The sequence below is a fragment of the Kribbella sp. CA-247076 genome, assembly GCF_050942445.1.
In the GTDB taxonomy this organism is placed as follows: Bacteria; Actinomycetota; Actinomycetes; order Propionibacteriales; family Kribbellaceae; genus Kribbella.
In genome coordinates this window covers 3236012-3249001 of record NZ_CP192051.1, presented here as the reverse complement: position 1 = coordinate 3249001, position 12990 = coordinate 3236012, and the positions used below count along the sequence as shown (strand labels likewise).

13 protein-coding genes and 1 riboswitch are annotated in these 12990 nt (G+C 71.8%); of the genes, 3 read left to right on the top strand and 10 right to left on the bottom strand.

Features of this window, described 5'->3' with window-relative positions; translation table 11 throughout:
• Positions 1–94 precede the first annotated feature (94 nt).
• Both ACQPYZ_RS15355 and ACQPYZ_RS15350 read left to right on the top strand, forming a co-directional pair.
• Positions 95–1444, top strand: a complete 1350-nt coding sequence (locus ACQPYZ_RS15355; protein WP_433168670.1) for a sensor histidine kinase — start codon at positions 95–97, stop codon at positions 1442–1444.
• A 1-nt stretch (position 1445) separates the two neighbouring features.
• The gene (locus ACQPYZ_RS15350; RefSeq protein WP_433168668.1) at positions 1446–2102 is read left to right on the top strand and encodes a response regulator; all 657 of its coding nucleotides are present in this window, start codon (positions 1446–1448) and stop codon (positions 2100–2102) included.
• 71 nt (positions 2103–2173) lie between these two features.
• Here ACQPYZ_RS15350 and ACQPYZ_RS15345 read toward each other — a convergent pair whose 3' ends face one another.
• Complete coding sequence (locus ACQPYZ_RS15345; RefSeq protein WP_433168666.1) at positions 2174–2746, bottom strand: MarR family winged helix-turn-helix transcriptional regulator; 573 nt, start codon at positions 2744–2746, stop codon at positions 2174–2176.
• 125 nt (positions 2747–2871) lie between these two features.
• Here ACQPYZ_RS15345 and ACQPYZ_RS15340 point away from each other — a divergent pair, with 125 nt between their 5' ends.
• Positions 2872–3525: an FMN-dependent NADH-azoreductase gene (locus ACQPYZ_RS15340; protein WP_433168664.1), complete on the top strand. Its 654-nt coding sequence runs from the start codon at positions 2872–2874 to the stop codon at positions 3523–3525.
• 75 nt (positions 3526–3600) lie between these two features.
• On the opposite strand, the gene ACQPYZ_RS15335 is transcribed toward ACQPYZ_RS15340, so the two are convergent.
• The 9 genes from ACQPYZ_RS15335 to ACQPYZ_RS15295 all read right to left on the bottom strand — a co-directional run bounded on the left by ACQPYZ_RS15335 (position 3601) and on the right by ACQPYZ_RS15295 (position 12778).
• Positions 3601–4434 (bottom strand): putative RNA methyltransferase, encoded by an 834-nt coding sequence (locus ACQPYZ_RS15335; protein ID WP_433168662.1) that lies wholly within the window; start codon positions 4432–4434, stop codon positions 3601–3603.
• Positions 4435–4446: 12 nt separating this feature from the next.
• On the bottom strand, positions 4447–5421 hold the full coding sequence (locus tag ACQPYZ_RS15330) for an ABC transporter permease (RefSeq protein WP_433168660.1): 975 nt from the start codon (positions 5419–5421) through the stop codon (positions 4447–4449).
• Positions 5408–6349, bottom strand: a complete 942-nt coding sequence (locus ACQPYZ_RS15325) for an ATP-binding cassette domain-containing protein (protein WP_433168658.1) — start codon at positions 6347–6349, stop codon at positions 5408–5410. Before ACQPYZ_RS15325 ends, ACQPYZ_RS15330 begins: the two co-directional genes overlap by 14 nt.
• 2 nt (positions 6350–6351) lie before the next feature.
• Positions 6352–7455, bottom strand: coding sequence for a LolA family protein (locus ACQPYZ_RS15320; RefSeq protein WP_433168656.1), 1104 nt, complete (start codon positions 7453–7455; stop codon positions 6352–6354).
• A gap of 139 nt (positions 7456–7594) precedes the next feature.
• Positions 7595–8221 (bottom strand): hypothetical protein, encoded by a 627-nt coding sequence (locus tag ACQPYZ_RS15315; protein ID WP_433168654.1) that lies wholly within the window; start codon positions 8219–8221, stop codon positions 7595–7597.
• Between the two features lie 72 nt (positions 8222–8293).
• Positions 8294–8656, bottom strand: coding sequence for a cobalamin biosynthesis protein (locus tag ACQPYZ_RS15310; RefSeq protein ID WP_433168652.1), 363 nt, complete (start codon positions 8654–8656; stop codon positions 8294–8296).
• Positions 8653–9993: a cobyrinate a,c-diamide synthase gene (locus ACQPYZ_RS15305; RefSeq protein WP_433168650.1), complete on the bottom strand. Its 1341-nt coding sequence runs from the start codon at positions 9991–9993 to the stop codon at positions 8653–8655. Before ACQPYZ_RS15305 ends, ACQPYZ_RS15310 begins: the two co-directional genes overlap by 4 nt.
• Positions 9987–10601, bottom strand: coding sequence for a cob(I)yrinic acid a,c-diamide adenosyltransferase (cobO, locus tag ACQPYZ_RS15300; RefSeq protein ID WP_433168648.1), 615 nt, complete (start codon positions 10599–10601; stop codon positions 9987–9989). Before cobO ends, ACQPYZ_RS15305 begins: the two co-directional genes overlap by 7 nt.
• Positions 10601–12778 carry a magnesium chelatase subunit D family protein gene (locus ACQPYZ_RS15295; protein ID WP_433168646.1) on the bottom strand — a complete coding sequence of 726 codons (2178 nt, stop codon included), beginning with the start codon at positions 12776–12778 and terminating at the stop codon, positions 10601–10603. The genes cobO and ACQPYZ_RS15295 overlap by 1 nt, the downstream gene beginning before the upstream one ends.
• Positions 12779–12842: 64 nt before the next feature.
• A riboswitch (cobalamin riboswitch) is annotated at positions 12843–12968 on the bottom strand.
• Positions 12969–12990: the final 22 nt, after the last annotated feature.

The following is a 12990-nucleotide window of genomic DNA, read 5'->3' as shown; positions in this document are numbered from 1 at the left end:
CCCCACCCGGCACCCCCACCGCCAACCGACGTTCCAGGAGGTGTTCACTCCGGGGAGGGAGGTGGGTGGGCTGGGGGTTTGGGACGATGTGGGGGTGGTGGACGGGCTGATGCGGGGGTCGGCGGGCTCCCGGGGTGACGCGACGCAGCCGGCGGGCCGGTTCGCGCGGTCCGCGTCGGCGCTGGTCCGTGGACTCGGAGCGCTCGGCCGCGCGTCGACGTACCTGCGGTGGGTCTACCTGCTGCTCGGCGCGGCGCTCGTGCTGGCGTTCGTGCTCGTGGACAGCGCGCTCGGCGCCCTCGCGCAGGATCTCGACCTGCCGGCCGTGCTGAGCGGCATCGTGATCGCGATCCTGGTGGTCGGTCCCCCGATCGCCGTCGGCACGCTGCCCGCCGTCCGTGAGGTCGAGGGCATCGCGGTGGAGTCGCTGCTCGGCGTACGGTTCGAGGAGCGCCCGCTCGGCCCGGCCCGCACCTGGCCGCAGCGCCGGCGTACGTCGACGTGGTTCTGCCTGCACCTGGTCACCGGCGGCGTCGTCGGCACCGTCAGTACGATCGTCGTCGGTATCGGCGCCGTGTTGCTCGCGGCCCCTTTCCGCTCCCCCGGCCGGCACGAACTGGTCCCGGACCTCTCGTACGAAATCAGGGGCAACTGGACCGACCTCTGGATGCCCGTGGCCGCGCTGGTCGGGATCGTCGGGCTATTCTACCTGTCCGCCGCCGTCGGCGCGCTGCTCGTGTACCTCGCGCCCCGCGTCCTCGGACCGACACCGGCCGAGCGCATCGAGTTGCTCGAGCGGCGTACGGCGACCCTTGCCGAGCGCAACCGTCTGGCCCGGGAGCTGCACGACAGCGTCGGTCACGCCCTCAGCCTGGTCACCATCCAGGCGGCCGCTGCCCGCCGGGTGCTGGCGAGCGACCCGGAGTTCGCCGAGACCGCGCTGGCGGCGATGGAAGAGTCGGCCCGCAGCGCGCTCGCCGACCTCGACCACGTCCTCGGCCTTCTGCGCGACGACCGGCGGCCGGGCACCGAGACGGCGCCCCAGGCGACGCTCGCTGACCTGTCCCGACTGGTCGAAGCCACCAGGGCCGGCGGGATCACTGTCGACGTCCACAGCGAGGGCGACCTGACCCAACTGCCCGCCGCGGTCTCCCGGGAGGCGTACCGGATCGTCCAGGAGGGCCTGACCAACGCGATCCGGCACGCCGGCCGCCCGGCCGGTGAGCTGACCGTCGACCTGTCGATCCGCCTGGACACCTCCGGACTCCGGCTCGAGCTCACCAATCCGGTCAGCGGCAGCTCGGATCACTCCGGCGGCGGGCGTGGCCTGGCCGGTATCCGTGAAAGAGTCGCCGTACTGCGGGGCACCGTGGAGGCCGGCCTGGACGGCAATTTGTGGCGGCTCGCGGTGACACTGCCGGTCGCGGTGACGACGAAGGGATGACATGAACCTGTCGGTGGTCGTGGTCGACGACGAGCCGCTGATCCGCAGCGGCCTGCGCGCCATCATCAACGCCGAGCCCGATCTGACGGTCGTCGGGGAGGCCGGTGACGGCGCCGAGGTGCTGCCGGTCGTCCGCCGTACCGGCGCCGACGTGGTGCTGATGGACGTGCGGATGCCCGCGGTCGACGGCATCCAGGCGACCCGGCTCCTGCTGGACAGCCTCGACCCAGCGCCGCGGGTGCTGGTCGTGACGACCTTCGAGAACGACGACTACGTGTACGACGCGCTCCGCGCCGGCGCGTCCGGGTTCCTGCTGAAGCGGACCCCGCCGGACGACATCATCGCCGCGATCCGGACCGTCGCCGGGAGCGAGTCACTGCTGTTCCCCGAGGCGATCCGCGCCCTGGCCCTCGCCCACGTCGGCGCCCAGCCGTCCCGCCCGACCGGCCTGGACGAGTACCAGCTGACCGAACGCGAGCAGGAGGTCCTGCGGCTGATGGCGAAGGGGCTGTCCAACGCGGAGATCGCGGAGGAGCTGATCCTCGGCCTGCAGACGGTCAAGACGCACGTCGCCAACGTGCTCGCGAAGCTGAACGCCCGGGACCGCACCCAGGCCGTGATCCGCGCCTACGAGTCCGGCTTCGTCCCGCTGACCTGAGGCCGGCTCCCTCCCGCTGGACTGCGTTCGGCTGGAGGGTGGTCCGGGTGACGCCGACCTGAGGCTCGGCTTCAGGTCGTGGTCGGGTCGTCGGCCTCGGCCAGTGTGCAGGCGTTGTGCAGCGGGTCGGCCGCGTTCGCCTTCATCGCCACGCGCTGCAGCAGCACCCGGAAGCTCGCCCGCTCGGCCGGCTCCAGGCTGCCCAGGACCTCGTCCTCGGCGGTCTCGAGGCGACGCTCCAACTCACAGAGCACGTCCTTGCCCTCGGCGGTCGGCACGATCAGCCGTGCCCGGCGGTCGGACGGGTCGGCCTGCCGCTGCACGAGCTCGGCCTTCTCCAGGTCGTCCAGCAGGTACGTCATCACGGTCCGGTCCACACCGAGCTGCGCCGCGAGGTCGAGCTGCCGCCGCGGCCCCTCGGCGACGGTCGTCGCCAGCACCTGGTAACCCCGCGGGCCACCGGGTACGTCGTCCAGCGCGGCGGCCGCCGTCTTCGCGTACCGGCGGAACACCACCCCGAGCGCCCAGCCCAGGTCCGACTCGACCGGGGCACCGCCGGCAGCCCGGGAGTCCGTCCCGGCGGCGCCGCGGCGCGCGACCTCGCGCGCGATCCGGCCCTTGACGTCCGGCGAAGTACTGGTCATGTCCCCATCGTACGTGGTGTACGCCACGTGGAATACGATCTGGCTTGAATATGTTCTGCTGCACAGACTATCTTCAGAGCAGCTCGAATACGAGCTCGCCCCCTCACGATGATGGAGATCCCTGAATGACCACCTTGCTACGCGTCGACGCCAGCCTCCGGCAGGAAGGCTCGGTCAGCCGCGCCCTGGCGGACAGCGCCGAGGCCGCCTGGAAGGCGGAGCACCCGGACGGCGTCGTGATCCGCCGTGACCTCGGTCAGCACCCGCTGCCGGCGACCGCCTGGCCGGCGCTCGTCGCGGTCAAGCTGGGCGCCGAGCCCGGGCCGGACCACGCCGAGGCGGCCGCGCTGGCGGCGGAGATCTCGGCCGAGGTCAGGAAGGCCGACGCGGTCCTGCTCGCCGTACCGCTGTACAACTACGGCATCGCGCAGCACGTGAAGACCTGGATCGACCTGCTGTTCACCGATCCCGAGATGGCGTACGGGCCCAGCCCGGTCGCCGGGCGTCCGGCGATCCTGACGCTCGCCCGCGGCGGCGGCTACAGCCCCGGCGCCCCGAAGCACGGCTGGGACTACGCCACGCCGTACCTGGAGCGGATCTTCGGCGACAGCCTGGGCATGAAGGTCCGGGTCGCCGCCGCCGAGCTCACCCTGGCCCCGGTCACCCCGGGCATGGAGCAGCTCATCGACGCCTCCAAGGTGTCGGAGACCGAGGCGCACGCCACCGCTGAGCAGCACGGCGCCCAGGTGGCGCGCGAACTCATCGCGAACGTCGCCTGATCCCACCGGCGCGGATCCGGTGGTGCCGAGCTCGAGCCGGCATCACAGCCCGCGCCCGCCGATCCAGCGTTCGGGCTAGGCGACCCGCCAGCTGGAGAGGGTGACCGACAGCGTGACCATCGCCGGCTCGGGGAGTACGGCGATCCGCGCCGAGAGCTCCCGGTGACTCACGTGCCGAGCGCTCGGCGTCATCAGCACCAACTGCTCGATCGCGGTCCGGTCGAGCCGCATCGTCTCCTTCACCACCTCACTGCCGGTCTGCTCGAACTTCCCGGCGAGCGACTCGTGCAGCCGTCGATCCTTCTCCTCGTCGACCTTCACCAATCCGAGGACGCCGACCAGCTCGGCCAAATGCTCCTGGTTCGGCGTGATCACCAGCAGCGTGCCTCCGGGCGCGAGCACGCGAGCCATCTCCGCGGCGTTCCGTGGAGCGAACACGTTCAGCATCAGCTGTGCCGAGTCGTCCAGCAGCGGTAGCTCCCGCCAGGCGTCGCACACGACCGAGCCGATCCGCGGGTCCACCTTGGCCGCGCGGCGGGCGGCGTACCGGGAGACGTCCAGCGCGATCCCCCGCCGGCCGGCCGCCGTACCGAGGACGCCGGCCAGGTAGTAGCCGGTGCCCGCGCCGACCTCGACCACCAGGTCGTCGTCCCGCAGCCCAGCGGCAGCGAGGATCAGCGCGTCCCGGATCGGCGCGTAGTGACCGCCGCCGAGGAAGACCGTGCGGGCGCCGATCATCGCGGCCGAGTCGCCCTCGATCCCGGTCGATGCCGAAGGCAACAGGTTGAGGTACCCCTGCTTGGCCAGGTCGTAGGCGTGTCCGCGCGGACAGCGCGCCGTCCGGACCGTCAACGCGAGCGCGTCGGCGCAGACCGGGCAGCGCAGCACGGCGACGAGGTCGGGATCCACCGGACCAGTGTCTCAGCCGTTGATGTCGCGACTCGTGATCCGGGCCCAGGCGGCCGCGTAGAAGACGGCCAGGTAGCCGGCCTGGAGCAGCAGGTTGCGCCCGATCGCATCCCAGTACGGCGGGTCGCGCAACAGATCGGCGAACGACGGCCAGCCGTACATCAGCAGCCACGGGTGGATCACCTCGATCTGCGGGATCGCCCCCAGGATCCCGCAGACGATGAACGAGCCGAACGTCGCCGCCATCGCGGCCAGCGGGGTCGAGGTCAGCGACGACACGAACAACCCGATCCCGGCCAGCCCGAGCATCGACAGCGCGATCAGTACGGCGATGCCGAGAGCGCGCACGAGTCCGTCGGCCAGCGAGACCGTCGTCCCGGAGAGCAGCAGGACGTCGCCGACCGGGAACAGCACGAAGCCGGCGATCAGCCCGGACAGCCAGATGACCAGCGTCGCGACCAGACAGAACACGGCCAGCGCGACCATCTTGGCGGCGAGCAGCCGGGACCGGCCGGCCGGCGCGGTGAGCAGGTTGCGGAACGTCCCGAGGCTGGACTCGCCGGCGAGCGACTCCCCCGAGATCACCGTGATCGCGGTCGGCAGGAAGAACGGCAGCGAGATCGCCAGGCTGGCCACGATCAGGAAGAACCCGTTGCCGGCGACCTGGCCGATGAACCCCTCGGCGTCGCCGTCGGAGCCGGACAGCCTGATCGCGACCCCGATCATCACCGGGACCGCGGCCAGGACGGCGAGCAGCACCCAGGTCCGCGCCCGCCCGAAGACCAGGTGCAGCTCGGACCGGAACAGCGCCAGCGTGTGCCGCCCCGCGCTCGGCCGACCGACCGCGGTCCCGCCCCATCCGGCCCCGGAATCATGGGAGCCGGCGCCAGAATCACGGACGCCCAGACCCGTGCCGGAATCACCGACGCCGGAGCCGGGCCGGCCGACGTCCACGGTCTCGGCCGCGGTCGGGTCACTCGGCGACATCGAAGCCTTCTCCGGTCAGGGCCACGAAAGCGTCCTCGAGGCTGGGGCGTTCCAGGCCGAAGCCGTGGATGCGGACGTCGGCGGCGACCAGCGCGGCCGCGAATTTGTCGATCGGGAGCTCGCCGGCGTCACCCTCGACGGTCTCGCCGGTGGTCTTGAGGTCGGTCACCCCGAGGCTCTTCAGCGTCTCGGCGGCCTGGCCGACGTCCGGCGTACGGACGACGAGCCGGGGACGCAGCTCGGCGCGGAGCTCGGCGACCGTGGACTGGCGGACGAGGCGGCCGCGGCTCATCACCGCGGCGTGTGTGCACACCTGCTCGACCTCGGCCAGGAGGTGCGTCGAGGTGAAGATCGTGGTGCCGTCGCTCGCGAGGTCGCGGATCAAGTGCCGGACCTCGCGGGTGCCCTGCGGGTCGAGACCGTTGGTCGGCTCGTCGAGCACCAGCAGTTCGCGGCGTTGCATCAGGGCGACCGCAATCGCCAGCCGCTGCCGCATGCCGAGCGAGTACGCGCGCACCTTCTTGGTCGCCGCGTTCGACAGGCCGACCCGCTCGAGGGCCTCGCCCGCCCGGGCCTTCCGGGAGCGCGGGTCAGCGGTCCGGTCGGCTGCGTCGAAGCGGAGCAGGTTCGCCTGGCCGGTCCAGAACGGGTAGAACGCCGGCCCCTCGACCAGCGCACCGACCCGCGGCAGCACCCGCAGCTGCGCCTTCGGCATCGGCTCGCCGAGCAGCTCGACCGCGCCCGCCGTCGGCGTGATCAGCCCGAGCATCATCCGGATGGTGGTCGTCTTCCCGGAGCCGTTCGGCCCGAGGAACCCGAACACCGTCCCGGCCGGCACCTCCAGATCGACCGCGTCGACGGCGACCTGCCCGCCCCGGAACCGTTTGGTCAGCCCCCGGGTGACCACCGGCGAGGACGGACCGGCCACGGTCAGCGCGGGGCCTTCGGTGCGGCCGCGACCAGGGTGTCCGGGCTGACCAGGCCGACCAGGACCCGGCCGTCGTCGGTGATCAGGGCGTTGACCATCTTGGTGGTCAGGATCTTGCCCTTGCCCCAGGAGCCTTCGACCGTCCGGGCGTTCGCGAGCAACTGGCCGACCGGGCCGGTGCGCGGGACGTCCACGTCACGGAACGCGACCACGCTCTCCCAGCCTTCGCCGATCACGGTCGGCTTGCCGTCGGCGCCCGGCGCGGGACGCTTGGGGGTGACCCCCTTCGGCGGCTTCACCGGCGTCGGCGCCTGCCGGGCGGCGGGCACCGTCTTCTCCTCCACCTTCACACCCTTCGGCGGGGTGAACGCGAACGTGCTCGCCGACGGGATGTCGAACGACACCGAGGAGAAGCCGAGCTGGGCCGCCGGGTCCTCGCCGGTCCGCGGCATCACGGTCACCTCGAGGGGCACCCAGTTCTTCGAGTCGATCGCCAGCGTGACCGAGCCCACCGTCGACTTGTCGGTCTTCGGCACCAGGCGCAGCTTGTACGCGTCCCGGCCGGCGACCTTGTCGGTCCCGCTCACCTCGACCTTGGTGGTCGGGTCGATCGCGTCCAGGAACTGCTTGGCCAGCGTGGCCGGGTTGTAGGACTCGGGCTTCAGCTCAGGCTTCTGCGGGCGCTGCGTCCGGGCCGGCAGGGTCAGCTTGACGGCCTCACGCTCGGCCGAGTCGTAGACCCACGCGGTCTTGCCGTCGGTCGTCAGCACCCGCTCGGCCATGTTGTCGAGCACCGAGACGCGCGCCTTGTCCGGCGCCGCGAAGGCGACCCGGGCGGTGTGCTCACCGAGCAGCAGGTCGGGGATCTGGTTGCCGCCGTCGACCCCGGGGAGCGCGGGCAGGCCGAGGTCCGCGGCCGAGCGGACGGTCCCGCTGAGACCGTCGACCTTCGCCGTCTGGACTCTGGTCAGCAGCTCCTGCGCGGTGATGTCGGGCAGGTTGGGCGACGCGTCCGCGACCACCGGACCAAGCGTCCCCACCCCCGCGACCACCGCGACTGCCGTGACCGGTACCAACCACCGTCGACTGCGCTGCGCTACACCCATGCAACAAGACTCGCACCGCGACCGGGCGGAACCAAGTGCTCTCAGGGTCACTTCCCCCAAAAGAGTGAGGAGCGCGTACGACGAGCGCGGTACGCCGGGCGTCCCGACGTACCGCACCGGTCGTAGGACCCGGCCGGGGTCAGCGGCTCTGGAGCGCGTCCAGGGCGACTGTCATGGCCGCGGCCACGCGGAAGTCCAAGCGCGGATCCTGGACGGTGATCCGGTAGCGGTCACGGACCGAGACCTTGCGCTCGACCGAGAGCACCGGCTTGGCGGTCTCGGCCTCGGTGAAGTCGAAGTGGAAGATGAACGGCAGCGGGATCTCGCCGACGAACGGGACGAACTCCCAGACCCGGCGGACGATCGCGACCGTCGGGTTACGCTCCGTGCCGCTCGCGTGCAGGTGACCGCTCGACAGCAGCCAGCTCGACCGCAGCAGGCTCTTGCCGAACTCCTTCTTGAACCAGCCGATCGACTGCCCGTTCGCGTCGAAGACGTCGTACCCGGAGCCGAGGTCGATCGTCTTGCGCGCCTTGAACGAGAACACCGGCTGCGACTTGGTGTCGTCGCTGTAGAAGGTGACCTGCTCCTTGAAGGCCATCCGCTTCTGCTGCGCGAACGCCAGCACCGGCCCGTCGCTCCCGTCCGGGTTGGTGGCGATCAGCTCGTACTTGTTCGCCATCATCGTGATCCGCTGCTTCATCGAGAACGCGGGCACGTACATGGCGGCTTGATCCGGGCTGGGGCCCTGGGGTGGAACAGTCATGCGACCGAGTCTGTCACCCCGACCAGTTCACGCCGTCCATAGTCAGGGCGTCCGTTTTCAGGACGTCCAGCTTCAGCGCGTGCAGCGGCCGACGGCGGCGGTGGCGTTGGCGGAGCGGTGCTTCGTGACGATCAGTTCGGCGCCGGTCGCGAGCACGGCTGCCTCGGCCACGCTCTTGGTACCGGTCAGGCGGCCGACCTGTTCGCTCGGGGTCGGCGCCGGCTGCTGGCCGAGCCGCTCGATCGAGGCTGTGCGGAGGTCCGCATCGAGGGCGGCTGCCAGTCGTTGCAGTCCTGGCTCGGTTTCGCGGCCCTCGACCGTGACGACGACGCGGACGTCTCCTCCACCTGCCGCAGCCAGGGTCGTGTCGACCAGGTCGCGGAGTTCGCGGTACGACGTACCGGCGCGGAGGCCGACGCCGACGACGAGACTCATCTGTCGAGTCCGGCGGCCACCAGGCGGGCGGGGACGTCGGGCGTGGCCGTCCAGTGGAGGTGGAGGTACGACGCGTGCACGCGAGGCTGCGCGATTCCCTCGACCCCGCCCGGGAGATGCCAGGCCGGCCGGACCTCGGTGTCGAGGTCGACCGTGGTCCGGTGGAACTCGTGGCCGCGGACGCGGCGGCCCTCGTCGAAGAACGCGGTCGAGGTCGCGGCGATCGCCGTCCGGTAGCCGAGCGTCAGGCTGCCGGTCATGCGTCCGGTCGCTGGCAGGACTCCGGTCATCGGGTGTCCGTCGAGCTCGCGGCAGAGGTACAGCAGGCCGGCACATTCCGCGACGACCGGGAGGCCGGCCGCGATCTCGGTCGCGACCTGCCGACGGAGTTCCTTGTTCGCGGACAGCGCCTCGGCGTGCAGCTCCGGAAAGCCGCCGCCGAGGTAGAGCGCTGCGGTTGCCTCTGGCAACGTGTCGGTGAGCGGGTCGAAGGCGACCACGTCGGCACCGGCCGCGGTCAGCAGTTCGGCCGTCTCGGGGTACCGGAACGAGAAGACCGGTCCCCCGGCAACCGCCACCACCGGCCGGCCCTTCCCAACCGGCTCCACCTCGGTGGTCGGGTCCCAGGCCTGGACCTCGAGCTCCGGCGCCTTGCGGGCCTCGGCGATGAAGGCCTCCAGGTCGACGCCGTGGCGGACGAGCTCGGCGGCTGCCTCGACGGCCGTGGCCGCCTGGGTGCGTTGTTCGTCGGCGGGGACCAGGCCGAGGTGGCGGCTGGGGACGGTGAGGCGCGAGTCGCGGCGCAGGACGCCGAGGACGGGTACGCCGGTGGGCGCGACGCCGGCCCGGACCTCGGCCTCGTGCCGGTCCGAGCCGACCTTGTTCAGGATCACGCCGACGATCCGCACCGCGGTGTCGAAGGCAACGAATCCGTTGACCACGGCCCCGACGCTGCGACCGGCCGCGGAGGCATCCACCACCAGCACGACAGGTGCGCGGAGCAACTTCGAGACGTGAGCCGTGGACGCGTAGCCCTCCGTGCCGAGCGCGCCGTCGTACAGGCCCATCACTCCTTCGACCACGGCGAGGTCCGCATTCGCGGCGCCGTGGGCGAACAACGGTGCGACCCGCTCCTCGCCCTGCAGCATCGGGTCCAGGTTGCGGCCCGGACGACCGGTGGCGACCGCGTGGAAGCCGGGATCGATGTAGTCGGGCCCGACCTTGAAGCCCGCGACCGTGTGCCCGGCCTGGCGCAACGCCGCCATCAGGCCGACGGCGACCGTCGTCTTCCCGGCACCCGACGCGGGAGCCGCGACGACCAGCCGGGGAATCACCATTCGATGCCCTTCTGGCCCTTCTGTCCCGCGTCCATCGGGTGCTTGACCTTGGTCATCTCGGTGACCAGGTCGGCCGCGTCCACCAGCCGCTGGTCGGCGTTCCGGCCGGTGATGACGACGTACTGGTGACCGGGGCGGTTGACGAGGGTGTCGACGACCTCGTCGACGTCGACCCAGCCCCACTTCATCGGGTACGTGAACTCGTCGAGGACGTACAGATCGTGCGTCTCGGCCGCGATCCGGCGCTGGATCTCCCGCCAGCCCTCGAGCGCGTCGGCGGCGTGGTCCTCCTCGGTGCCGGCCTTGCGCGACCAGCTCCAGCCCTCGCCCATCTTGTGCCACTCGACCGGGCCGCCCTGACCGGTCGCCGCATGCAGCTGACCGAGCGCCTTGAACGCGCTCTCCTCGCCGACCTTCCACTTCGCGCTCTTGACGAACTGGAACACGCCGATGTTCCAGCCCTGGTTCCAGCCGCGCAACGCCATCCCGAAGGCGGCGGTCGACTTCCCCTTCATCTCGCCGGTGTGCACCATCAGCAGTGGGCGGTTGCGCCGCTGCCGGGTGGTCAGGCCGTCCTGCGGTACGACGCTCGGCTGCCCCTTCGGCATCAGGCCGCCCTCCGCTCGCTGACCGCCCGGATGAGGTTGCCAGCAGCAACTTCACCGAGGTCGAGGTACTCGGCGGACAGGTCGGCGGCGAGCTCGGCCGCCAGCCCGAGCCGTACGCCGCGGCGCGGCTCGCAGTCGACCACGACCGTGGCGATCCCCTGCTGCGCGATCCAGCCGGCGGCCTGCTTGGCACGCGCGAAGGCGTTGTCCCCGTGGGTCGCCCGGCCGTCGGTGACGAGCACCAGCAGTGGGCGGCGACGCGGGTCCCGGATCGCGGCGATCCGGAGTACTTCGGCCGCCTGGAGCAGGCCCTCGGCGAGCGGAGTCCGACCGCCGGTGGGGAGCGACTCGAGGCGGCGTACGGCGGCATCGACACTGCCGGTCGGTGGGAGGGCGACCGTGGCGGTCGCGCCGGCGAACGTGACCAGGCCGACGGTGTCGCGGCGCTGGTAGGCATCCAGGAGCAGCGAGACGATCGCCGTCTTCACCTCGCCCATGCGCTTCTTCGTGCCCATCGAGCCGGAGGCGTCGACGCAGAACAGCACGAGGTTGCCCTCACGCCCCTCCCGTACGGCGAGCCGCACGTCGGACGCACGCACGGCAAGGCCAGGGCCGCTGTGGTGGCGCGAGTGCTGGTGTGGGGCCGCCGAACGGATGGTGGCAAGGAGATGCGGCCGACCGGACTCACGACCGAGGCGCGGCCGGTCCCCCACCACGCGGCCGGCGTCGGTGATCGCCCGGGAACGTCGCCCGGCCACACCCGCACCGGCGGCCTGAACACTCAGCAACCGGGCCTTGTACGGCTCCGAGCTCCCGACCACCTCGCCCACCGGAGCAACCCCCGAGCCCTTCCGCCCCGCCTCATCACGGTCGGCCTTCTCACGGTCCGCCTTGCCATGGTCCGCCTTGTCGCGGTCCGTCTCGTCACGGTCGGCTGGGTCGCGGTCCCCCTCAGCGCGGTCCGCTCGGTCGGCGTCCGCGCGGTCGGCCCCGGCGGAACCGGGGTCGGCGGGGTCGGCAGGGCCGGCGTCCGGGTCGGACGGATCCGACGGGTCCGCACCGCCGCCGGGGCCGTTAGGATCGTCCGGGTCGTCGTCGGGATCCGGGTCGGGTGGGGTGCTGTTGTTGATGGCGTCTTCGAGTTGGTCCTCGTCCAGGCCGGGAGCATCGAAGGGGTTGCGGCGTCGGCGGTGCGGGAGCGCGAGTTTGGCGGCCGCGCGGACGTCGTCCACCTCGACGACCGTCCGGCCGGACCAGGCGGCGTGCGCGACCGCCGTCCGCGCGGTGACCAGGTCGGCGCGCATCCCGTCGACGTCGAAGGACGCGCAGATCTCCGCGATCTGCCGAAGGGCGCCGTCGGTCAGAATCACCTCGGACAGCAGATCGCGCGCCTTGACGATGCGCTCGGCGAGCTCACGTTGCGCGGCGTCGTACTGTGCGGTGAAGCCGGCCGGGTCCGCCTCGTAGGCGAGGCGCGCACGCATCACCTCGACCCGGACGGCGGGGTCGCGACTGGCGACGACGTCGACGGTCAGGCCGAAGCGGTCGAGCAGTTGCGGGCGGAGCTCGCCTTCCTCCGGGTTCATCGTGCCGACCAGGACGAACCGCGCCGGGTGGGTGACCGAGACGCCGTCACGTTCGACGGTCGCGCGGCCCATGGCGGCCGCGTCGAGGAGTACGTCGACCAGGTGGTCGTGCAGCAGGTTGACCTCGTCGACGTACAACAGCCCGCGGTGCGCGGCCGCGAGCAGACCTGGCTCGTACGCCGTGACGCCCTCGGCCAGCGCCTTCTCCAGGTGCAGCGACCCGAGCACGCGGTCCTCGGTCGCACCCACCGGCAACTCGACCAACCGCGCCGGCCGCGTGCCCACCCCGGGACCCGACCCGGACTCCCCGGCGGACGGGTGCGGACCGTCGGGACACGCGGGGTCGGGGTGGTCGGGATCGCAGGAGAAGCGGCAGCCCGGGACGACGTCGACGGCCGGCAGGATCTCGGTGAGCGCCCGGACCGCGGTCGACTTGGCGGTGCCCTTCTCGCCGCGGATCAGGACGCCGCCGATCGCCGGTGAGATGGCCGCGAGGACCAGCGCCAGTTGCAGCTCCGGCATTCCGACCACCGCGGTGAAGGGGAATCCGGCACTCGCGCGAGGAGTGAGGCTGGTCGGAACAGGCCGCATCGGGCGGATCCCTTCGTCCAGCGGGTGTCCACGCCCGCTTCGGCAGCTGGTACGCCGGACCACGCGAGGCCGGCGGACGGACGCGGATGTCCTGGCTTCCGGGTCACCCCGGTCACAGTGGCGGGACCGCCCCGGACTCCCGGCCGCAGCCGGTCACCGGTGTTCCTCCACAACCGTCCGCTCGATCATGGCACAACCCCACCCCACCCTCA